The organism is Vogesella oryzagri, from assembly GCF_040148885.1.
Classification (GTDB): domain Bacteria; phylum Pseudomonadota; class Gammaproteobacteria; order Burkholderiales; family Chromobacteriaceae; genus Vogesella; species Vogesella oryzagri.
Window position 1 is genome coordinate 101,320 of record NZ_JBEFLD010000001.1, and the last position, 18,791, is coordinate 120,110.

23 protein-coding genes are annotated in these 18,791 nt (G+C 67.0%); 21 read left to right on the top strand and 2 right to left on the bottom strand.

The genetic code is table 11. The features are described from left to right. Positions 1-37: 37 nt before the first annotated feature. Genes ABNW52_RS00475 through ABNW52_RS00485 form a run of 3 tightly spaced genes read left to right on the top strand, consistent with a single transcriptional unit; the run spans position 38 to position 1,930 of the window. Entirely contained in the window at positions 38-469 is a 432-nt protein-coding gene (locus ABNW52_RS00475; protein WP_349582509.1) for a hemerythrin domain-containing protein, read from the top strand. Further along, positions 456-671 (top strand): DUF2249 domain-containing protein, encoded by a 216-nt coding sequence (locus ABNW52_RS00480; RefSeq protein WP_349582512.1) that lies wholly within the window; start codon positions 456-458, stop codon positions 669-671. Before ABNW52_RS00475 ends, ABNW52_RS00480 begins: the two co-directional genes overlap by 14 nt. Then, a complete protein-coding gene (locus ABNW52_RS00485; protein WP_349582515.1) occupies positions 671-1,930 on the top strand; it encodes a hypothetical protein in 1,260 nt (419 codons plus the stop codon). Before ABNW52_RS00480 ends, ABNW52_RS00485 begins: the two co-directional genes overlap by 1 nt. A gap of 123 nt (positions 1,931-2,053) precedes the next feature. Here the strand turns inward: ABNW52_RS00485 and cobA are convergent, their stop codons facing one another. Then, a complete protein-coding gene (gene cobA / locus ABNW52_RS00490; protein WP_349582518.1) occupies positions 2,054-2,848 on the bottom strand; it encodes a uroporphyrinogen-III C-methyltransferase in 795 nt (264 codons plus the stop codon). 148 nt (positions 2,849-2,996) lie between these two features. Between cobA and ABNW52_RS00495 the strand changes: the two genes are divergently transcribed. From ABNW52_RS00495 to ABNW52_RS00575, 17 genes are all read left to right on the top strand, one after another. Further along, positions 2,997-3,422: a c-type cytochrome gene (locus tag ABNW52_RS00495; protein ID WP_349582521.1), complete on the top strand. Its 426-nt coding sequence runs from the start codon at positions 2,997-2,999 to the stop codon at positions 3,420-3,422. A 40-nt stretch (positions 3,423-3,462) separates the two neighbouring features. Further along, entirely contained in the window at positions 3,463-4,896 is a 1,434-nt protein-coding gene (locus ABNW52_RS00500) for a cbb3-type cytochrome c oxidase subunit I (protein ID WP_349582524.1), read from the top strand. A 165-nt stretch (positions 4,897-5,061) separates the two neighbouring features. Continuing rightward, the gene (locus tag ABNW52_RS00505) at positions 5,062-5,646 is read left to right on the top strand and encodes a cytochrome c oxidase subunit 3 (RefSeq protein ID WP_349582527.1); all 585 of its coding nucleotides are present in this window, start codon (positions 5,062-5,064) and stop codon (positions 5,644-5,646) included. Between the two features lie 121 nt (positions 5,647-5,767). Then, a complete protein-coding gene (gene yfcF, locus ABNW52_RS00510; protein ID WP_349582530.1) occupies positions 5,768-6,412 on the top strand; it encodes a glutathione transferase in 645 nt (214 codons plus the stop codon). Continuing rightward, positions 6,409-6,807 (top strand): VOC family protein, encoded by a 399-nt coding sequence (locus ABNW52_RS00515; RefSeq protein ID WP_349582533.1) that lies wholly within the window; start codon positions 6,409-6,411, stop codon positions 6,805-6,807. Before yfcF ends, ABNW52_RS00515 begins: the two co-directional genes overlap by 4 nt. 100 nt (positions 6,808-6,907) lie before the next feature. Then, entirely contained in the window at positions 6,908-7,168 is a 261-nt protein-coding gene (locus tag ABNW52_RS00520; RefSeq protein WP_349582536.1) for a cytochrome C oxidase subunit IV family protein, read from the top strand. Between the two features lie 10 nt (positions 7,169-7,178). After that, positions 7,179-7,988 (top strand): CbbQ/NirQ/NorQ/GpvN family protein, encoded by an 810-nt coding sequence (locus ABNW52_RS00525; RefSeq protein ID WP_349582539.1) that lies wholly within the window; start codon positions 7,179-7,181, stop codon positions 7,986-7,988. Then, positions 7,978-8,367 carry a magnetosome magnetite crystal formation protein family gene (locus ABNW52_RS00530; protein WP_349582541.1) on the top strand — a complete coding sequence of 130 codons (390 nt, stop codon included), beginning with the start codon at positions 7,978-7,980 and terminating at the stop codon, positions 8,365-8,367. The genes ABNW52_RS00525 and ABNW52_RS00530 overlap by 11 nt, the downstream gene beginning before the upstream one ends. Positions 8,368-8,382: 15 nt before the next feature. Continuing rightward, complete coding sequence (locus ABNW52_RS00535) at positions 8,383-10,200, top strand: nitric oxide reductase activation protein NorD (RefSeq protein ID WP_349582544.1); 1,818 nt, start codon at positions 8,383-8,385, stop codon at positions 10,198-10,200. A gap of 159 nt (positions 10,201-10,359) precedes the next feature. Next, positions 10,360-10,572, top strand: a complete 213-nt coding sequence (locus ABNW52_RS00540; RefSeq protein ID WP_349582546.1) for a DUF3079 domain-containing protein — start codon at positions 10,360-10,362, stop codon at positions 10,570-10,572. A gap of 77 nt (positions 10,573-10,649) precedes the next feature. Continuing rightward, the gene (locus ABNW52_RS00545; RefSeq protein WP_349582549.1) at positions 10,650-12,380 is read left to right on the top strand and encodes a cytochrome D1 domain-containing protein; all 1,731 of its coding nucleotides are present in this window, start codon (positions 10,650-10,652) and stop codon (positions 12,378-12,380) included. An 80-nt stretch (positions 12,381-12,460) separates the two neighbouring features. Then, on the top strand, positions 12,461-12,769 hold the full coding sequence (locus tag ABNW52_RS00550; protein ID WP_349582552.1) for a c-type cytochrome: 309 nt from the start codon (positions 12,461-12,463) through the stop codon (positions 12,767-12,769). A gap of 102 nt (positions 12,770-12,871) precedes the next feature. Beyond that, complete coding sequence (locus tag ABNW52_RS00555; RefSeq protein WP_349582555.1) at positions 12,872-13,240, top strand: c-type cytochrome; 369 nt, start codon at positions 12,872-12,874, stop codon at positions 13,238-13,240. Next, positions 13,237-14,415, top strand: a complete 1,179-nt coding sequence (locus ABNW52_RS00560) for a cytochrome D1 domain-containing protein (protein ID WP_349582557.1) — start codon at positions 13,237-13,239, stop codon at positions 14,413-14,415. Before ABNW52_RS00555 ends, ABNW52_RS00560 begins: the two co-directional genes overlap by 4 nt. Position 14,416: 1 nt before the next feature. Continuing rightward, complete coding sequence (ahbB, locus tag ABNW52_RS00565; protein ID WP_349582560.1) at positions 14,417-15,394, top strand: siroheme decarboxylase subunit beta; 978 nt, start codon at positions 14,417-14,419, stop codon at positions 15,392-15,394. 4 nt (positions 15,395-15,398) lie between these two features. Then, positions 15,399-16,385 (top strand): siroheme decarboxylase subunit beta, encoded by a 987-nt coding sequence (gene ahbB / locus ABNW52_RS00570; protein WP_349582562.1) that lies wholly within the window; start codon positions 15,399-15,401, stop codon positions 16,383-16,385. 210 nt (positions 16,386-16,595) lie between these two features. Next, positions 16,596-17,375: a hypothetical protein gene (locus ABNW52_RS00575; protein WP_349582565.1), complete on the top strand. Its 780-nt coding sequence runs from the start codon at positions 16,596-16,598 to the stop codon at positions 17,373-17,375. A gap of 109 nt (positions 17,376-17,484) precedes the next feature. Here ABNW52_RS00575 and ABNW52_RS00580 read toward each other — a convergent pair whose 3' ends face one another. After that, a complete protein-coding gene (locus ABNW52_RS00580) occupies positions 17,485-18,357 on the bottom strand; it encodes an EamA family transporter (RefSeq protein ID WP_349582568.1) in 873 nt (290 codons plus the stop codon). Positions 18,358-18,544: 187 nt separating this feature from the next. On the opposite strand from ABNW52_RS00580, the gene ABNW52_RS00585 reads away from it, so the two are divergent. Then, positions 18,545-18,751 carry a hypothetical protein gene (locus ABNW52_RS00585; RefSeq protein ID WP_349582571.1) on the top strand — a complete coding sequence of 69 codons (207 nt, stop codon included), beginning with the start codon at positions 18,545-18,547 and terminating at the stop codon, positions 18,749-18,751. Positions 18,752-18,791: the final 40 nt, after the last annotated feature.

Here is an 18,791-nt window from a genome sequence, read left to right on the forward strand (position 1 = left end):
GCACAATGCAAGCAAGCTCAACACCGGTGCTGCCGACATGACTCTCACCCGCTGTTTTACCCAGGTGCATCGCGCCTGTGACGATCAATTCGTGGCCGTGGAAAATGCGCTGCGTGATGGCGACTGGCCGCAAGTGGTGGCCAGCTGCACGGCCTTCTGCCAGGCAATGGAACACCATTTTGCCGAGGAGGAAAACGTGCTGTTTCCGGCTTTCGAGCAGGCCAGCGGCATGGGCCAGGGCCCCACCGTGGTGATGCGCCACGAGCACGCCGAAATGCGGGTGCTGATGGACGAGATGCGTGCCGCCGCCGCGGCGCTGGATGGCGATGGTCTGGCCGGCGCTGCCGATACCCTGCTGCTGCTAATGCAGCAGCACAACCTGAAGGAGGAGAACATCCTGTACCCGATGTGTGATCGCGTAGGCGATATGAGCGTACTGTTGGCGGAGCTGGGCCATGTCCCCGCGTGACCTGCGCGGCCTGCTGCCGCCCGAGCCGATAGAGATCATCCTGGATGCGGTGGACGAGGGGGCCAGCGGCCAACGTCTGTCCTTCGTGCTGCCGCACTTTCCCGGCCCCTTGTTGCCGATGCTGCGCGATCGTGGCGTGCGCTTCGACAGCGAAATGCTGCCGGACATGTCCGGCGTGATCTTCCACGTGGATATCCCCTGATGCAGGCGATACCCAGTTATGACAGCGCACCGCCACTCGCCCTGCCGGTGCGTTTTTTCATGGCGGCGTGGGTCTGGCTGCTGTTGCTGGCCGGCGCCTGGATCGGCACGGCCGATGGCGGCTATCCATCCCCCGCGCTGTGGCTGCCGCTGCATATGCTGGCGCTGGGGGTGCTGGGCAATGTGATGCTGGGCGCGCTGCTGCAATTGCTGGCGGTGGTGTCGGCGCTGGCCTTCCCTCGCCCGGGGCTGTGGCAGCACGGCTTGTGGGGCTGCTGGCAGGTAGGCTGCGCCGCGCTGGCGCTGGGCTTTGCCGGCGGCCTGTCGCCGCACTGGCTGCAACTGGCCAGCGTAGCCTTGCTGGCGGCGATGGGCTTGCTGGTCTGGCTGTGGTGGCTGCTGTGGCAGAGTCCGGCACAGGACAGCAGCAGCCGTGGCCTGCGCCTGGCGCTGCTGTGCCTGCTGTTGACGCTGGGGCTGGGCGTGGCGCAGCTGGGCGTGTTCGGCTGGGGGCTGTCCTGGCCGCTGCTGAGCTTGCTGCCGCTGCATCGGCTGGCGGCGCAGGGCTGGGTATGGCTGCTGCTGGTGGCGGTGGCGCAGGTGATTCTGCCGATGTTCCTGCTGACCCCGGCCTTGCCCGGCTGGTGGCAGCGCTGGGCGTCGCCGGGCTGGGGCGGCTTGTTGCTGCTGGCCGCGGCGCTGTCGCTGCGCTGGCCGGACGGTGGCTGGTGGTGGCTGGCGGCGCTGCCGCTGCCGCTGTGTGGCTGGGTGTGGGGCAAGGCGTTGGCACACAGCCGTCGCCCGCATGAATGGCTGCCGCGTTACTGGCAGCTGGGGTTGGGGCTGATGTTGGCTCTGGGTCTGGCGTTCATCGCCGGGCAGTGGCAGGACAGCGACTGGCTGCGCCGCTTGCAGGGCTGGTTGCTACTGCCGGGCGTGGTGCTGACACTGTGCGTGGGCATGCTGTACCGCATCATCCCGTTCCTGCTGTGGCTGCAGCTGCGGCGCGGCGTCAAGCCGCAGCAGAAGGTGCCATCGCTGCAGGTGCTATTGCCGGAGGCGCGGGCGCGGCAGGGCTGGCGCGCGGTGTGCCTATGGCAGCTGTGCGGCGTGGCCTGGTGTCTGGCCCCCGGGCTGTGGCTGCTGCCGGCGCTGGCCGGTACCCTGCTGGCGCTGCTGCTGGGCTGGCACTATCACGCCGCCTGGCGTTGCTGGCGCCAGGGCACGCAGCCGGTGGCCAAGGCGGTGCCGGTGCAGTAAGCAACTGCCGGCGCTAAAGGTCATGTGCAGTACGCGGTAGCGCCAGCAACGGCAAAAAGGTTGGCCGCAAAGTGGTGAACTTTGCGGCCAACCTTTTTGCTTGGTCGGTAGCGGAATACGGCGTCAGCCGGCGCTGCACTCCGCGGTTTGCCGCTGCCAGCTGCTGGCCAGCGCCACCACTTCTCCGATCACCAGCAGCGCCGGCGGCTGCGGCGCTTCGCGTGCCACGCAGTCGGCCAGTGTGGCCAGGCTGCAGCGCAGCACTCGCTGTCGTGGCGTGGTGGCCTGTTCGATCACGGCCACCGGGGTGTCGCCACTGCGGCCGTGCGCCTGCAGCTCGGCGGCGATGGCGGCCGCCTCGCCCAGGCCCATGTACACCACCACGGTCTGTTCGCGGCCGCTGTGTGCGGCCCAGTCCAGCCCGCTGGCGCCGTCGCGACGGTGGCCGGTGACCAGGCTGACGCCCTGCGCACAGTCGCGGTGGGTCAGCGGGATGCCGGCGGCGGCGGCGGCTCCTACTGCGGCGGTGATGCCGGGCACCACTTCCACCTCGATACCCGCTGCCAATAGTGCGGCCAACTCTTCGCCGCCGCGGCCAAACAGCAGCGGGTCACCGCCTTTCAGCCGCACCACGCGATGGCCGGCCTGCGCCTCGGTCAGCAGCAGCTGGTTGATCTCGTGCTGCGGCAGGGTGTGGCGGCTGGCGCGCTTGCCGACGCAGATCAGCCGCGCGCGCTTGTTGATCAGCGCCAGTATTTCCTCGGCCACCAGCAGGTCGTACAGCACCACGTCGGCCTCGGCCAGGCGGCGCAGCGCCTTGAGGGTGAGCAGGTCCGGGTCACCGGGGCCGGCACCGACCAGGCTGACCTGGCCGCCGTGCAGCGGGGCGGGATGGGAAAAGGGCAGGGCGGGATTCATGCGGTTCTCCGCAACGATGGAATGACGCCAGTGTAGGAAGGGCAGGGTCTGGAAATCGTTGATCGCGGTCAATGCTATCGGGAAGCCCGAAAACGTACATTTCGGGCTGAAATGCCGGGATGCCGGAGCAGATGACTAGGAGGTTGCGATGAGCGCCAGTTTCACCAAATCCACCGCGCGCAATATTTTTTATGGCGGCGCGGTGTTCTTCTTCCTGCTGTTTGTCGCACTCACGTTCGACACCGTGCAGGCGCTGCCCAAGCGGGACAACCGGGCCAACCTCACCGAACAGGTGGCGCGCGGCAAGAAGCTGTGGGAGACCAACAACTGTATCGGCTGTCACACCCTGCTGGGCGAGGGCGCCTACTTTGCGCCGGAGCTGGGCAACGTCTACCAGCGCCGCGGCCCAGACTTCATCAAGGCCTGGATCAAGGCGCAGCCGACCGGCGTGCCTGGCCGTCGCCAGATGCCCAATTTCCATCTGACCGATGCACAACTGGACGATCTGGTGGCATTCCTGAAATACAGCTCCGAGATCAATACCAACAACTGGCCGCCGAACATCGAAGGCTGAGCCCGCACCGCTTGCTGACTTACTTACCCAGGAGACGAGCATGACTTCCTCCACTACGGCCACACTGAACCCGGCAACGGGCAAGGCTGCGGCCAACGTTCAACTCAAATACCGCTCGCAGGCGGTGGCCAAGCCATACTTCATGGCCGCCATCGGCCTGTTTGTCGGCCAGATCATCTTTGGTCTGGTGATGGGCCTGCAGTACGTGATCGGCGATTTCCTGTTCCCGGAAATCCCGTTCAACGTGGCGCGCATGGTGCACACCAACCTGCTGATCGTGTGGCTGCTGTTCGGCTTCATGGGCGCAGGCTACTACCTGATCCCGGAAGAATCCGAGCGCGAGCTGCACAGTCCGAAACTGGCCATCATCACCTTCTGGGTGTTCCTGATCGCCGGGGCGCTGACCATCGTCGGCTATCTGGCGGTGCCATACGCCACGCTGGCCAGGATTACCGGCAACGACTTGTTACCCACCATGGGGCGCGAGTTCCTGGAGCAGCCCACCATTACCAAGATCGGTATCGTGGTGGTGGCGCTGTCCTTCCTGTTCAACCTCAGCATGACGGTGCTCAAGGGTCGCAAGACCAGCATCAGCATGGTGATGATGATGGGCTTGTGGGGACTGGCGATCTTCTTCCTGTTCTCGTTCTATAACCCGATCAACCTGGTGCTGGACAAGTACTTCTGGTGGTGGGTGGTCCACTTGTGGGTGGAAGGCGTCTGGGAACTGATCATGGGTGCCATGCTGGCCTTCGTGCTGGTGAAAGTCACCGGCGTGGACCGCGAAGTAGTCGAAAAATGGCTGTACGTGATCATCGCCATGACGCTGATTACCGGCATCATCGGTACCGGTCACCATTACTTCTGGATTGGTACGCCTAGCTACTGGCAGGTATTTGGTTCGGCCTTCTCCGCGCTGGAGCCGATCCCGTTCTTCATGATGACGCTGTTCTCGTTCAACATGGTGAACAAGCGCCGCCGCGAACACCCGAACAAGGCTGCCGTACTGTGGGCGCTGGGTACCGGTGTGATGTCCTTCCTTGGCGCCGGCGTGTGGGGCTTCCTGCACACCCTGGCTCCGGTGAACTACCTGACCCACGGCACGCAGATCACTGCCAGCCACGGTCACATGGCCTTCTACGGCGCCTACGCCATGGTGGTGATCACCATGATCTCCTACACCATGCCGATCCTGCGTGGCCGCGAAGCCAACAGCAACCGTTCGCAAGTGGTGGAGATGTGGTCGTTCTGGCTGATGACCATCGCCATGGTGTTCATCACCCTGTTCCTGACCGCCGCCGGCATCCTGCAGGTATGGATGCAGCGCATGGGCAGCCAGCCGCTGTCGTTCATGGCAACGCAAGACCAGCTCACCTTCTTCTACTGGCTGCGTGAAGGCGCCGGGGTGATGTTTGCTGCCGGTCTGGTGTTGTACATCATCAGCTTCTTCGTGCGCGGTGATGCGCGCGACTGATTCCGTGTATGTGTGTGTGTAACGGTTGGCGCCCCTGCGAGGGGGCGCCTTTTTTACGCGCACAGCGGGTGGGCCGAGCACGGTGGTAACGGGCCCCAGCCCGGTTCGCCCCGAATGGATTTTTACTGGCCTGCTCCGCCCGCGGAGCCGGCCCGGAGCACGACAATGCAGACGACAAGGTTGGCCGCCAGCGCACCGCGCACGGTGCCGGGCGATCTGGCGATGTGGTTTTTCATCCTGGCGGAGTTGGCGGTATTCGGCCTGTTCTTCGCCATTTACGGCGTGGTGCGCGCGCGGCAGCCGGAACTGTTCGCCGCCGGGCAGCAGCAGCTGTCGCTGCTGCCGGCGATCATCAACACCCTGCTGCTGATTGCCGGCAGTGCGGCGGTGGCGGCGGCGGTGCGCAGTTTTGCCGCCGGTCGTGCGCGGCATGGCCAGCGCTGGCTGCTGGCGTCGCTGGCCTGTGGCGGCGGCTTCCTGCTGCTCAAGAGCATGGAGTTTGCCGCCAAGTTCGGCGCCGGCATCACCTTGTCCAGCAACGATTTCTGGATGTTCTACCTGGCGCTGACCGGCTTTCACTACCTGCACGTGGTGCTGGGTATGGTGATCATCGCCGCGGTGTATGTCCGCGCGCGGCAAGGCGCTTACGATGCGGCCAACCATGTCGGGGTGGAGACCGCCGCCGCCTACTGGCACATGGTGGACCTGGTGTGGCTGGTGCTGTTCGCGCTGGTGTACGTGGCGCACTGAGTGCCACTGCGGCGCCGACTGCAGAACAATGCATTCTGGATGGTCAGGCTGTGACGGGCGGCCGGACAGGGTAGAGTGGTAGCCAATGTGTTTGCCCTCCCACCCATCCGAAAGGAACACCATGTCCCAGCCTTACCTGCTGTATGTCGACAGCCAGAACCTGAGCCCTTACGCCATGTCGGTGTTCGTCACCCTGACCGAAAAGGGCCTGCCGTTCGAACTGCGCACCGTTGATCTGGAAAGTGGTGCCAACCGCCAGCCGGACTACGCCGCGCTGACCGGCATGCAGCGCGTGCCGCTGCTGCTGGCCGGCGATTTCCGCCTTGCCGAGTCGTCTGCCATCAGCGAATACCTGGAAGACTGCCACCCGGCACCCGCGGTGTATCCGGCCGCGGCGCAACTGCGGGCGCAGGCGCGGCAAGTGCAGGCCTGGCTGCGCAGCGATCTGATGCCGCTGCGCGAGCAGCGCACCACCGAAGTGGTATTCCGCCGCCCGGCCATTGCGCCGCTGGATGCCGCCGGGCAGCAGGCCGCCGCCAAGCTGGTGGCGGTGGCCTCCGAGCTGCTGGCGCACGGCGGCGCTAACCTGTTCGGCGACTGGTGCATAGCCGACGCCGACCTGGCGCTGATGCTGCAGCGGCTGCTGCGCGCCGGTGACCCGCTGCCGCAGCGGCTGGCCGACTATGCCGCGCAGCAGTGGCAGCGCCCGTCGCTGCAGGCTTGGCGCCGGCTGGGCGATGCAGCCGGTGCGGGAGTGTCGCCATGAAGCAGAGCCTGGGGCTGGTATCGCTGCTGGTGCGCGACTACGACGAGGCGCTGGCGTTTTTTGTCGGCAAGCTGGGCTTCGTGCTGCTGGAAGACAGCTATATTGCCGAGCAGGACAAGCGCTGGGTGGTGGTGTCGCCGCCGGGCGCCAGCGAATCGCGACTGCTGCTGGCGCGGGCGTCGAATGACGAGCAGCTGTCGCGTGTCGGCGCGCAAACCGGCGGGCGCGTGTTCCTGTTCCTGTACACCGATGACTTCGCCCGCGACTACGCCCGCTACCAGGCCGCCGGCATTGAGTTTGTCCGCCCGCCCCGGCAGGAAGCCTATGGCACGGTGGCGGTGTTCAAGGACCTGTACGGCAACCTGTGGGATCTGCTGCAGCCGGCCGCCAGCTGACGCCGCGCCCGCCGCCGCTGCCACCCCCGCCCGCCCTGCGCGGGCTTTTTCTTGCCTGTCGTCAAGGTTGGCCGCAACCCTGCTGCGGCATGCTTCGGCCATGACTTCCCCCGTTTCCCACCGCGGGCTGTGGCTGGTTTGGCTATGGCTTTCCGTCCTTACCCTGTTGCTGGCCTGGCTGGCCGACTGGCGCGCCGGCGGCCATACCGTGGCGCTGCTGGCACTGGCCGGTGCCTGGCTCAAGGGCGTGGCGGTGGCCGAAGAATTCATGGCGCTGCGCCATGCGCCGTTGTGGCTGCGCAGCTGCGTGCATGGCTGGCTGCTGCTGGTATGCGGCGGCCTGCTCACCAGTTTCCTGTAGGAGCCCCCAGATGAATGCCCCCGTCCACGCCGCCATTGCGGCCAACGTTCCCTATTACCAGCCGGTGGCCGACGAATGCGCGGTGTTCGAAAATGCCTGGCGTCACCAGTTGCCGGTGCTGATCAAGGGCCCCACCGGCTGCGGCAAGACCCGCTTCGTCGCCCACATGGCGGCGCGGCTGGGGTTGCCGCTGTTCACCGTGTCCTGCCATGACGACCTGTCCGCCGCCGATCTGGTCGGCCGCCACCTGATTGCCGGTGGCGACACCCGCTGGTGCGATGGCCCGCTCACCCGCGCAGTGCGCGAGGGCGGCATCTGCTACCTGGACGAAGTGGTGGAGGCGCGCAAGGACACCACCGTGGTGCTGCACCCGCTCACCGACGACCGCCGCATCCTGCCGATCGAGCGCACCGGCGAAGAGTTGGCCGCACCGCCCGGCTTCATGCTGGTGGTGTCGTACAACCCGGGCTACCAGCACGTGCTCAAGACGCTGAAACCGTCTACCCGCCAGCGCTTCGTGGCGCTGAGTTTCGACTTTCCCGCCGCCGAGGTGGAAATGGCGGTGTTGCGCCACGAAGGCGGCGCCGACGAGATGCTGGCCCGGCAGCTGGTGCAACTGGCCGGCCAGATCCGCCGCCTCACCGGCTACGACCTGGACGAAGCGGTCAGCACCCGTTTGCTGGTGTACGCCGCCAAGCTGATCGCCAGCGGCATGGACCCGCGCAGCGCCTGCCGCGTGGCGCTGGTGGAGCCGCTGTCGGACGAGGCGGACACCATTGCCGCGTTGCTGGCGGTGGTGGACACCCAGTTTGGCTACTGACATGGACGAGGCCGACCGCCAGCGCGCCATCTGCGCCCACGCACTGTACCTGCTCAACCTGCTGCTGGCGCCGGGCCTCGGTTTTGCCGCGCTGTGGTGGTGCCGCCGCCGCTGGCAGCCGCAGGCCGGCGCCGAACTGCGCCAGCATCTGCAGCAGGCGTTCATCGCCGCGTTGTGGAGCGGCGTGTTGCTGCTGCTGGTCACCGCCGCCGTGCCGCTGCTGGGCGGCTTTGGCAACAGCACTACCTGGATAGTGCTGATCCTGTACTTCACCCTGATTCACGCCGCCCTGGTGCTGTCCGGCGCCTACGCGCTGGCGCGGGCCATGGCCGGCCTGCCGTGCCGCTACCCGCTGCCCGGTCTGTGGCGGCCACGCTAGAACGGAACTGCCACTATGGAAGACATCGTCGGCGGCTGGTGGGACAAACTCATCCGCCGCGCCGCCTATCGCGGCTACCCGCAGGCCGCCGTCGCGCTGGTCGATATCGAACGCCAGGCGCCGCTGTTCTTTCGCGCCATGGGCGGCGAACCGGCGCTCACCATCAAGAGCGCGGTCGGCACCGCCCACGGCGCGCGCCGCCGGCTGCTGGAACGCATTGCCGGCAGCAACACCCAGGTGGAGCTGGCCTGGCGCGACGGCCAGTCGCTGTACCTACCGGAAAAAATCGACCTGTACCCGGATGCCGCGCGCAACCGCGAGCTGTATTTCTGGCTGATGGCGCTGGCGGCGCAGCCGCTGCCGGCCGGCGACTGGCTGACGCGCAATCGCCGCGCCAGCGCGGCCGCGATTGCCGCCATGCCCGGTCTCGCCGCGCTGTACCAGCGGCTGGTGACGGCACTGCTGCCACTGCGCGACAGCCCGCGCGATCCGGCTGCCGCCGCGCAGGAGGCCGCCATCCGTCAGGCATTGCAACAGCCAGAGCGCGACATCAGCCTGCCGGCGGCGCGCACCCCGCCGCAGCCGGTGCTGCTGTGGCTGCATCCGGCGCCGCCCACCACGCTGGCGGCCAACGCCGACGATGGCCAGACGCCGGACAGCTCGCACGGCGACAGCCGTGACGGCAAGCAGCGCCGCCGCTACCGCGCGCGCCGCGAAACGCCGGACGAACGCAAGAGCGGCATGCTGCTGCAGTTCCGCGCCGAAAGCATCTTCACCTGGGACGACTACGTGAAGGTGAACCGCCACCAGGACGACGACGAATCCGACGATGGCGCCGCCGCCGAGGACATGGACCGCCTGACCGTGGCGCGCGACGGCCACACCCGCGCCAGCCGGCTCAAGTTCGACCTCGACCTGCCGGCCGCCGCCTACGACGACACCCCGCTGGGCGGCGGCATCCTGCTGCCGGAATGGGACTGGAAGCGGCAGCGGCTGGTGGCCGAACACTGCCGGCTACAGCCGATGCTGCCGCGCGACGCGCAGCCGGCCGGGCTGCCGGAAAACCTGCAACCGCTGGCCCGGCGCCTGCGCCGCCAGTTCCAGGCGCTGGCGCCGGAACGCACCCGCAAGAGCGGCGAAGCCAGCGGCCCGGACATCGATCTGGATCGGCTGATCCGCTTCCTGGCCGAACAGAAAAGCGGCGTGGCGGTGGCCGAGCCGGCGCTGTACCAGGCTTGGCCGCCGGGCGGGCGCAGCATGGCCTGCCTGCTGCTGGCCGACCTGTCGCTGTCCACCGAAAGCTGGCTCGGCGAAGCCGGGCAGGTGATCCACGTCATCCGCGACAGCCTGCTGCTGTTCGCCGAGGCGCTGGCCGCCTGCGGCGACAGCTTCGGCTTGTACGGTTTTTCCAGCATCCGCCGCAGCGAGGTGCGCTACCTGCTGCTGAAGGATTTCGCCGAACGCTACGACGACGCCGCGCGCGGCCGCATCCTGGCCATCCGCCCCGGCTACTACACGCGCATGGGCGCCGCCATCCGCCAGTCCACCCGCATCCTGCTGGAACAGCCGGCACAGCGCCGGTTGTTGCTGATCGTGTCCGATGGCAAGCCCAACGATCTGGATCACTACGAGGGGCGCTACGGGGTGGAAGACACCCGCCGCGCGGTGCTGGAGGCCAAGCAGGCCGGGCTGATCCCGTTCTGCGTCACGGTGGACAAGGAGGCCGGCGACTACCTGCCGCACCTGTTCGGCCGCCGTGGCTACAGCGTGGTGCACGACGCGCGGCGGCTGCCGCAGGTGCTGACCAGCTTGTATGCGGGGCTGACGGCGTAGTTTGAAGATTGGTTCGAGCGTAGCGCAGCCCAACGCTTACCGCGTTTCGGGTGCTCTATCCGCGGCGCTGCAAAACCTGAGCTGCGACGGCGCCAAGGTTGGCCGCATCCGCGGCACAAGCCATGCGGCCAACCTTGGCCGTCAGACAAGGAGGCCGCCATGGCCAAGAAATTCCCCATCCACCCGGCCCACCCGGAGCGCGTGTGCTGGGGCTGCGACAAGTACTGCCCGGCCGGATCGTTGCAATGCGGCAACGGTTCCGGCCGTACCCAGCATCCGGCCGAAGTGCTGGGCGACGACTGGTATCTGCACGGCGACTGGGGCCTGGATGTGCCGGAAGAAAACCCTGCCGGCGTGTCTGGAAAGCGTTGATACGAATCAATGCTGCCGTCCTGAGCGCGGGCGGAAGATGCGCGCATCGATTCCTTCATAGCGTGGTGGAGAACATCATGAAATTCCCGAGGATGAGCGCGCTCGCACAGGGCGTGTTGCTGGCCAGCCTGCCGTTGGCCGCATCGTTGGCCTGGGCCGACGCTGCAAACAAACCGGTTAGCCAACCGGAAGTCGCCTACCAGGCCGGCGGTTCGCCGCTGGCCGGCGAGGAGATGCACCAGAACATCAACCCCAAAGCGCCGCCGATGACCAAGGCGGAGTTCGCCCGCGCCAAGCAGATCTACTTCGAGCGCTGCGCCGGCTGTCACGGCGTGCTGCGCAAGGGCGCCACCGGCAAGCCGCTGACGCCGGACATCACCCTGGGCAAGGGCACCGACTACCTGAAGATCTTCATCGCCTACGGTAGCCCGGCCGGCATGCCCAACTGGCAGACCTCGGGCGAGATGAGCGAGCAGGACGTGGACCTGATGGCGCGCTACATCCAGCAAGAGCCGCCGACACCGCCGGAATACTCGCTGGCCGACATCGAAAACTCGCGCAAGGTGCTGATCCCGGTGGACAAGCGCCCGACGCGCAAGATGAACAACTACAACCTGGACAACCTGTTCTCGGTGACGCTGCGTGACAGCGGCGAAGTGGCGCTGATCGACGGCGACAGCAAGCAGATCGTCAACATCGTCAAGACCGGCTACGCGGTGCACATCTCGCGCCTGTCCAGCTCCGGCCGCTATCTGTACGTGATCGGCCGCGACGCCAAGATCAACCTCATCGACCTGTGGATGGCCAAGCCGGACAACGTCGCCGAGGTGAAGGTGGGGCTGGAAGCACGTTCGGTGGAAACCTCCAAGTTCAAGGGCTGGGAAGACAAGATCGCCGTGGCCGGCACCTACTGGCCGCCGCAGTTCGTGATCATGGATGGCGATACGCTGAAGCCGCGCAAGATCGTCTCCACCCGCGGCATGACCGTGGACAACGAGTACCACCCGGAACCGCGCGTGGCCTCTATCGTGGCCAGCCATTACAAGCCGGAGTTCGTGATCAATGCCAAGGAGACCGGCAAGATCATGATGGTGGATTACTCGGACCTGAATAACCTGAAGACCACCACCATCGATTCCGCCAAGTTCCTGCACGACGGCGGCTTCGACAGCAGCGGCCGTTACTTCCTGGTGGCGGCCAACGCCTCCAACAAGATCGCGGTGGTGGATACCAAGCTCGACAAGCTGGCGGCGCTGGTGGACGTGGGCAAGACCCCGCACCCGGGCCGTGGCGCCAACTTTGTGCATCCCAAGTTCGGCCCGGTGTGGAGCACCTCGCACCTGGGTAGTGACGACGTGACGCTGATCGGCACCGATCCGCTGAAACACCCACAGTACGCGTGGAAAGCGGTGGCCACCTTCAAGGGCCAGGGCGGCGGTTCGCTGTTCATCAAGACCCATCCGAAATCGCACAACCTGTGGGTGGATACCCCGCTGAACCCGGATGCCAAGGTCAGCCAGAGCGTGGCGGTGTACGACATCGACAATCTGGCCAAAGGCCCGCAGATCGTGGACGTGGCCGCCTGCGCCAAGCTGGCTGACGATGGTGCCAAGCGCGTGGTGCAGCCAGAATTCAACAAGGCCGGTGACGAGGTGTGGTTCTCGGTGTGGAGCGCCAAGAACAAGGAATCCGCCATCGTGGTGGTGGACGACAAGACCCGCAGCTGCAAGGCGGTCATCAAGGACAAGCGCCTGATCACCCCGACCGGCAAGTTCAACGTGTTCAACACCCAGCACGATATTTACTGACCGTGCCCACGGCATCCGGCACGCCGGATGCCGTCGCCGGTGCGCAATCAACGGCGGCTTGCCGCCCATGGAGACTCGACATGAACAAGCAACTACTGAGCGCCTGCCTGCTGGCCGGTGGCCTGCTGCTGGCCGGTTCGGCCAATGCCTCGCTGGATCTGGCGAAAAAGAACAACTGTCTGGCCTGTCACAGCGTGGATAAAAAAGTGGTCGGCCCGGCATTCAAGGACATCGCCAGCAAGTACAAGGGCCAGAACGTGCAGGCCAAGCTGGAAGAAAAAGTGAAAAAAGGCGGTGCCGGCAGCTTCGGCCCGGTGCCGATGTCGCCCAACCCGCAAGTGCCGGATGCCGAAGTGAAGCAGCTGGTGAAGTGGGTGCTGGCACAGTAAGCTCGCCAGCGTCGCGGCCGACCGGCAAGGTTGGCCGCCGCGCGCGACGGCTTGCGCCAGCGGGTATTGCCTGCTGCCGCAAGCCTTTGCCGGAACCATGTCATGAAACCACCGCCTGCCAGCCCGTCGCGGCTCACCCTCAAATGCCTGTTGCTGCTCGCCTGTAGCGCACTGTTTTTATACGAAGCCGCCCACGCCGACCCTCTGCTGACCGTCCCGCAACCCGCCCGTGCCGCCGAGCTGCGCCACCTGCTGCGCCAGGATTGCGGCGCCTGCCACGGCCTGACGTTGCAGGGCGGGCTGGGCAGCCCGCTTACCGCGCGCGCCCTGGCCGACAAGCCGGCCGACAGCCTGGTCGCCACCTTGCTGGATGGCCGCCCAGGCAGCGCGATGCCGCCGTGGCGGCCGTTCATCAGCGAAGACGAAGCCCGCTGGCTGATCCGGCAATTGCAACAAGGAGAGGCACCATGAACCGCATCAAAACGTTGGCCGCAGCGGCGGCCGCCATGCTGCTGCTGGCCGGCTGCGCCAGCCCGGCGCTGCGCGGCAGCGGCGACCTGGGGGTGGTGATCGAGCGCGCCAACGGCAGTGTGCAGGTGGTGGACAACAGCCACCTGACGCCGCTGTCGCGGGTGCAGGGGCTGGGTGATCTGTCGCACGCCTCGCTGGTGTACAGCCGTGATGCGCGCTATGTGTACGTGTTCGGCCGCGATGGCGGCATCAGCAAGGTCGACATCCTGGCCGGCAAGCTGGTGGCGCGGGTGCTGCAGGCCGGCAACAGCATCGGCGGTGCCATCTCCAGCGATGGCCGCATCGTGGCGGCGCAGAACTACAGCCCGGGCGGGGTGAAGCTGTTCGATGCCGAGACCCTGGCGCCGCTGGCCGACATTCCGGCGCTGGACGACAACGGCCAGCCGTCCAAGGTGGTGGGACTGGCGGATCTGCCGGGCAACCGCTTCGCCTTCAGCCTGTTCGAGGCCGGCGAGATCTGGCTGCTGGATGCGGCCAACCCGCGCGCGCCGGTGGTCACCAAGTATCGCAACGTTGGCCGCCAGCCGTATGACGGCCTGGCCAGCGGCGATGGCCGCTACTACATCGCCGGCCTGTACGGCGAGGACGGCCTGGCGCTGCTGGACAACTGGCACCCGGACGCCGGCGTGCGCCGCATCCTGCCCGGCTACGGCCAGGGGCAGGACAAGCAGCCGGTGTACAAGATGCCGCATCTGCGCGGCTGGAGCCTGGCCGGTGACTACGCCTTCCTGCCGGCCATCGGCCACAACACCGTGCTGGTGGCGGACAGCCGCAGCTGGCAGGAAGCGGCGCGGGTGCCGGTATACGGCCAGCCGGTGTTCGTGATGGCGGAGCCATCCGGGCGACGGGTGTGGGTGAATTTTGCCTTTCCACACAACGACACCGTGCAGGTGATCGACGTACCGACGATGCAGGTAATCAAGACGCTGAAGCCGGGCCGCGCCATCCTGCACATGGAATTCACCGCCCGTGGCGACGCGGTATGGCTGTCCAGCCGCGACGACGACAAGCTGGTGGTGATCGACACGCAAAGCTTTGCCACCGTGGCCGAGCTGCCGGCGGCCAACCCTTCCGGCATCTTTTTCAGCTGGCGTGCCGGCCGCATGGGGATGTGACATGAATCTGCCGTTGCAGGATCCGCTACTGCGCCTGCTGGACCGCTACCAGCGCGATTTCCCGCTGCAGTCCGCCCCGTTTGCCTTGCTGGCCGCCGAATGCGGGCTGACGGAAACCACGCTGCTGCTGCGGCTGCAGCAGGCGCGCGACAGCGGCCTGCTCAGTCGTATCGGCGCGGTATTCGCGCCCAATACCGTCGGTGCCAGCACGCTGGCGGCGCTGGCGGTGCCGCCGGCACGGCTGGACCAGGTGGCGGCGCAGGTCAGCCGCCTGCCGCAGGTCAACCACAATTACGCGCGCGATCACCACTACAACCTGTGGTTCGTGCTCACCGCCGCCAACCGCGCCGAGATCGACGCCGTGCTGGCGCAGATTGCCGCCGACACCGGGCTGCTGCCGCTGGATCTGCCACTGGAGCGCGAATACCACATCGACCTGGGCTTTGCGCTGGGCGACAGTGGTCCGGTGCGGCGGCCAACCCGCAGTCCGGCTGCGCCGCAACTGGACGCGGCCGACCGCCGGCTGGTGGCGGCGCTGAGCGACGGCCTGCCGCTGCTGCCGTGCCCGTTCCTGCCGTTGGCCGCGGCCAGCGGCCTGGCGGAGGTCGAGGTGCGCCAGCGGCTGCAGTGCTGGGTGGTGGATGGCGTGATTCGCCGCTTCGGCTTTGTACTGCGCCACCACGAGCTGGGTTTCCGCGCCAACGCCATGTGCGTGTGGCAGGTGCCGGCGGAGCTGCGCGATGCGCTGGGTGAGCGGTTGGCCACCGATGCCGCGGTGACGCTGTGCTATGCCCGGCTGCCGCGCGGCGAGGCTTGGCCCTACAACCTGTTCTGCATGATCCACGCCCGCGACGCCGCCGCCGTGCGCCGCGAAGCACAGCGGCTGTCACAGCAATATGGTCTGGCTGCGCTGCCGCAGGCGCTGCTGATTTCCACCCGCCGCTACACCCAGCGCGGCGCCCGCTACCACCCGGAGTAACACCATGAATGCCGCCATGCCGCTGGATGCCATCGACAGCCTGATCATCGACCGCCTGCAAGGCGGCTTCCCGCTGCAGCCGGCGCCATTTGCCATGCTGGAGGCCGAGCTGGGACTGTCGGCCGCCGGCCTGTGCCAGCGGCTGCAATCGCTGCTGGATCGCCGGGTGCTGACGCGCTTCGGGCCGATGTACCAGATCGAACGCATGGGCGGCGCCTTTGTGCTGGCGGCGCTGGCGGTGCCGGAGGCGCGCTACGACGCGGTGGCGGCGCAGGTGAACGCGTTGCCGGCGGTGGCGCACAACTACCGCCGCGAGCACGATTTCAATATGTGGTTCGTGCTGGCCACCAGCACGCCGGGGCGCATCGCCGATGCCATTTTCGATATCGAGGACGCCACCGGCCTGCAGGTGTACGACTTTCCCAAACTGCGCGAGTACTACGTGGGCATGCAGTTTGCCGTCGGCGGCAGGGCGCCGGTGGGGCGGCGCGAGTTGGCCGCCGGCGACGATGGCATCGTGACGCTGGACGATCTCGACTGGCGGCTGATCCGCGCCACCCAGGGCGGCCTGCCGCTGGTGGCGGAGCCGTGGCAGCAACTGGCGACCGAGCTGGGGCTGACCGAGGGAGAGGTGTGCGCCCGCTTGGCCGTCATGGTGCAGTCCGGCGTCATTCGCCGCATCGGCGCGGTGCCCAACCACTACGCCATCGGCTATGCGGCCAACGGTATGGCGGTGTTCGATGTCGACGACGCACTGGTGGATGACCTCGGGCCGCAGGTGGGGGCGCTGCCGTTTGTCAGCCATTGCTACCGCCGTCTGCGGCGCCAGCCGGTGTGGCCGTACAACCTGTTTGCCATGTGCCACGGCAGCAGCCGCGATGAAGTGCTGGCGCAGGTGGCCACGGTGCGCCAGCAGCTGGGGGCCGCCTGCCGCCGGCATGAAGTGCTGTTTTCCAGCCGTATCCTGAAAAAAAGCGGCCTGCGCATCTGATTCCCATGCTGGCCTGATCACCGGCGCGGCTGCCGTGCGCGGCCGCGCCGCCGCGTCTGGCTCTGCCGTGGCCCGGGCTGGCGCCGTCCTTGCCGGTTGCCGCCATTTGCTTGCCGTTTGCATAGCTTGCCAGTCGGCACTTGCTGGCAGCCGGCAAGCCTTTTAACGTAGCGCACTCAAGCCTGCCGGCGAGGCGGTTAAAGGGGAGCTATGAATTGGAACCGGGTGTGCCTGATGGTGGCGCTGTGGCTGTGCGGCAGTATGCTGGCGCCAGCGATGGCGGAGGACATCAGCTATATGGTGATCGAGCAGGTGGAGCCGTTCCAGATTGCGACGCAGGACAACCCGCTGCACGGCGGCGTGGTGACCGAGATTGTGCGCCAGGTGTTCCAGGGCAGCCAGTACCAGTTGCATCCGGTGGTGGCGCCGGCCCCGCGGCTGGACGCCATGCGCAGCAACGGCCAGCTGCCCAACTGGCTGAGTTACGGCGCCACGCCGTGGTTGCAGCCGGGCTGGCAGCTGTCGCAGCGGGCGCTGTTCAGCTGGCGCCATGTGCTGGCGGTGCCAAAGAGCAGCCCGTTCCGCTATCGCAAGCTGAGCGACCTGTTCGGCAAGCCGCTGATCCTGATGAATGGCTATGACTACCCGGGGCTGGACAAGTATCTGCGCAGCAAGTCCGGGGTCGGCCGCATCAGCGACCAGCGCGCACTGAGCCAGGGCAGCGCTATCCGCATGCTGCAGGCACGGCGCGGCATCGGCCTGGTGGATACCGATATGCGGCTGGTGTACAACCTGCGCCAGCAGGGGCTGTCGCCGGCGGATTTCCGTTTCTACGATCTGTCCGCGGTGATACCGATAGTGGATATCCACTTGATGTACGACCGCAGCCTGCCGGAGCCGGTGCGCACGCTGATCGACCGCCGGCTGGCGGAACTGCAGCAATCCGGCCAGCTGGCCGCCATCGTGCAGCACTACCGGCTGCCGCATTAGCTGTCCAAGGTTGGCCGCAGCGCCAGCGGTTGTCAGCCGCAAAACAACACCGCCGTGCGGGCAGGCCGCAGCGGCGGTGTTTGTCTGTCTGAAGGCTGCGGGTCTGGCGTCAGCCGGTCTGGCCGGCCAGCGCCGCGCGCCGCCCCAGGCGGTTGATGTACAGCGAGGCCAGGATCACTGCGCCGCCCAGCGCCAGCCGCGGCAGGTCGGCGTTGCGGTTCCAGATCAGCACATTCACCAGCAGGCCGGCCGGCACGTGCAACTCGTTCATGATCGCCAGCGTACCGGCGCTGACCGCCACGCTGCCTTTTACCCACCAGTACATGCCCAGCGCGGTGGCGAACAGCCCCATATACACCAGTACCCCCCACTGCATGCCGGTCTGCGGCAGGCGCTCCGGGTTGCCGAACAGCAGGAAGGACGGCAGCGCCAGCAGCAGCGCCCCGAGGAAGAAGTGGCCGAAGTAACGGTACAGCGGCAGCGATACCGGGTAGCGCTGCAGCAGGCGGCGGCACAGCACCTGGCCGGCGGCAAAGGTGAGGTTGGCCACTTGCAGCAGCACAAAGCCCAGCAGGTAGTCACCCTGCAGCGGCTGAAAACGGATGATGACGCCGCCGCCCACTGCCACCGCCGCGGCCAGCAGCGCCCAGCGGTTGAGGCGGCGCTGCAGCGCATCGTCCAGCAGCACCACGTAGATCGGCGTCAGCACGGTGAACAGCAGCACCTCCGGCACCGTCAGCACGGCAAAGCTGCGGTACAGGCACAGATAGGTAATGCCGTACTGCAGCGCGCCGGCCAGCCAGAAGCCGGCCAGCAGCCGCTGCGGCAGACCGCGCCACACGGTAAACGGTAGGAACACCGCGGCGGCGATCAGCACGCGCAGCAGCACGGCAAAGTCGCTGTCCACCTGCGCGGCCAGGTACTGGCCGATCAGGCTGAAGGAAAACGCCCACAGGACGGTCACGATAAGCAGGTAAGGCATGGGTCAGGCGCCACGAGTAAACGGGGCAGCGATGATAGGGCAGCCATCCCGGCTTGGGAACTGGCCGCTGTGCCGCCGGCGCACAGCACAGCGCGCCGGCGGGCACTAAAATGAAAATGGCGCCGCAAGGCGCGCATCGGTTGATGCCGGCCGGGGCTGCGGCCAGCGGCCGGCAAGGAGGGGCATCATGACTTCCAGACGCAAGCAACAGGGTTGGTACAGCGGCGCCTATATGGTGACGGCGGTGCTGGCAATCGTGCTGTTCATGGCGCAGCCGTGGATACCATTGCTGCTGTTGGCCGCCATGGGCGGCGCGGCGGTGGTAATCGCCATCGGCCGCGGCGGCCGCTATTTGCAGCACTGGTACCAGCAGCACCATCCGCACCTGCATTAAGTGCCGCCGCGCGCCGGCCGGCGGCCGGCTTTGCAGGCGC

Coding starts and splice junctions, on each gene's coding strand:
- ABNW52_RS00475 (WP_349582509.1), top strand. CDS start 38: ATGACTCTCACCCGCTGTTTTACCCAGGTGCATCGCGCCTGTGACGAT.
- ABNW52_RS00480 (WP_349582512.1), top strand. CDS start 456: ATGTCCCCGCGTGACCTGCGCGGCCTGCTGCCGCCCGAGCCGATAGAG.
- ABNW52_RS00485 (WP_349582515.1), top strand. CDS start 671: ATGCAGGCGATACCCAGTTATGACAGCGCACCGCCACTCGCCCTGCCG.
- cobA (WP_349582518.1), bottom strand. CDS start 2,848: ATGAATCCCGCCCTGCCCTTTTCCCATCCCGCCCCGCTGCACGGCGGC.
- ABNW52_RS00495 (WP_349582521.1), top strand. CDS start 2,997: ATGAGCGCCAGTTTCACCAAATCCACCGCGCGCAATATTTTTTATGGC.
- ABNW52_RS00500 (WP_349582524.1), top strand. CDS start 3,463: ATGACTTCCTCCACTACGGCCACACTGAACCCGGCAACGGGCAAGGCT.
- ABNW52_RS00505 (WP_349582527.1), top strand. CDS start 5,062: ATGCAGACGACAAGGTTGGCCGCCAGCGCACCGCGCACGGTGCCGGGC.
- yfcF (WP_349582530.1), top strand. CDS start 5,768: ATGTCCCAGCCTTACCTGCTGTATGTCGACAGCCAGAACCTGAGCCCT.
- ABNW52_RS00515 (WP_349582533.1), top strand. CDS start 6,409: ATGAAGCAGAGCCTGGGGCTGGTATCGCTGCTGGTGCGCGACTACGAC.
- ABNW52_RS00520 (WP_349582536.1), top strand. CDS start 6,908: ATGACTTCCCCCGTTTCCCACCGCGGGCTGTGGCTGGTTTGGCTATGG.
- ABNW52_RS00525 (WP_349582539.1), top strand. CDS start 7,179: ATGAATGCCCCCGTCCACGCCGCCATTGCGGCCAACGTTCCCTATTAC.
- ABNW52_RS00535 (WP_349582544.1), top strand. CDS start 8,383: ATGGAAGACATCGTCGGCGGCTGGTGGGACAAACTCATCCGCCGCGCC.
- ABNW52_RS00540 (WP_349582546.1), top strand. CDS start 10,360: ATGGCCAAGAAATTCCCCATCCACCCGGCCCACCCGGAGCGCGTGTGC.
- ABNW52_RS00545 (WP_349582549.1), top strand. CDS start 10,650: ATGAAATTCCCGAGGATGAGCGCGCTCGCACAGGGCGTGTTGCTGGCC.
- ABNW52_RS00550 (WP_349582552.1), top strand. CDS start 12,461: ATGAACAAGCAACTACTGAGCGCCTGCCTGCTGGCCGGTGGCCTGCTG.
- ABNW52_RS00555 (WP_349582555.1), top strand. CDS start 12,872: ATGAAACCACCGCCTGCCAGCCCGTCGCGGCTCACCCTCAAATGCCTG.
- ABNW52_RS00560 (WP_349582557.1), top strand. CDS start 13,237: ATGAACCGCATCAAAACGTTGGCCGCAGCGGCGGCCGCCATGCTGCTG.
- ahbB (WP_349582560.1), top strand. CDS start 14,417: ATGAATCTGCCGTTGCAGGATCCGCTACTGCGCCTGCTGGACCGCTAC.
- ahbB (WP_349582562.1), top strand. CDS start 15,399: ATGAATGCCGCCATGCCGCTGGATGCCATCGACAGCCTGATCATCGAC.
- ABNW52_RS00575 (WP_349582565.1), top strand. CDS start 16,596: ATGAATTGGAACCGGGTGTGCCTGATGGTGGCGCTGTGGCTGTGCGGC.
- ABNW52_RS00580 (WP_349582568.1), bottom strand. CDS start 18,357: ATGCCTTACCTGCTTATCGTGACCGTCCTGTGGGCGTTTTCCTTCAGC.
- ABNW52_RS00585 (WP_349582571.1), top strand. CDS start 18,545: ATGACTTCCAGACGCAAGCAACAGGGTTGGTACAGCGGCGCCTATATG.